At 68.1% G+C, this 639-nt stretch carries 1 protein-coding gene; it reads left to right on the top strand.

Annotation, left to right across the window (positions count from 1 at the left end; all coding sequences use genetic code 11):
- Positions 1-497 (top strand): SIS domain-containing protein (locus P7D22_RS23335; protein WP_319936624.1); only part of this gene is annotated, 497 nt, incomplete at its 5' end.
- Positions 498-639: the final 142 nt, after the last annotated feature.

Below are 639 nucleotides of genomic sequence, written 5' to 3'. Positions count from 1 at the left end.
GGCCCGACGCGCTCGTCATCACGCTTTCGTCGAGCGGCACCACGACCCGCACGGTTGAAGCGGCGCTGATAGCCAGAGCGCGGGGCGCCCGCACGCTTGCGCTATCGAACACGCTGGGGTCTGCCCTGATGGTCGAATCCGATCGTGGCCTCCCGGTTCTGGCGGAGCGCAAGGGTTGGCCCACTCAGGCCAGCACCGCGGCCTTGGCGATGCTGCTCCAGTTCGGGCTGGACCTCGCGGCAACGATGGGGCGGCACCCTGAGCGCGTGGAGCGGTTGCAGGCAGAGCTTGATGCCATGCCGGACCGGATGGTTGCGCTGACGGAGGCGTGCGAGGGTACCGTCGCAGACCCTGCGCACAGGGCCGCGTCCCGCTCCATCTTCCTGTTCGCAGGCGGTGGACCGAGCTTTGCGACGGCGCTGTTCGGCGCCGCTAAAGTGAAGGAGTGCTCGCCCGACCACGCGATCGCGATCCCGCTTGAGGAATTTCATCACTAAAATTCGCAGAAATCCGGCGACCCCCTCTGGCTCATCGCGCCGGACGGGCCCTCGGTGGCGCGTGCGCGTGACACGGCGTTCGAAGGTACTCGCTGGGGTGGCGAGGTGATTGCGGTCGTGACCGAGGGCGAGGTGGCGCTCG

The organism is Lichenihabitans sp. Uapishka_5 (assembly GCF_033947565.1).
Taxonomy (GTDB): domain Bacteria; phylum Pseudomonadota; class Alphaproteobacteria; order Rhizobiales; family Beijerinckiaceae; genus Lichenihabitans.
The sequence above is the reverse complement of the archived record's forward strand: the minus strand, read 5'-3'. Positions and strand labels throughout refer to the sequence as shown.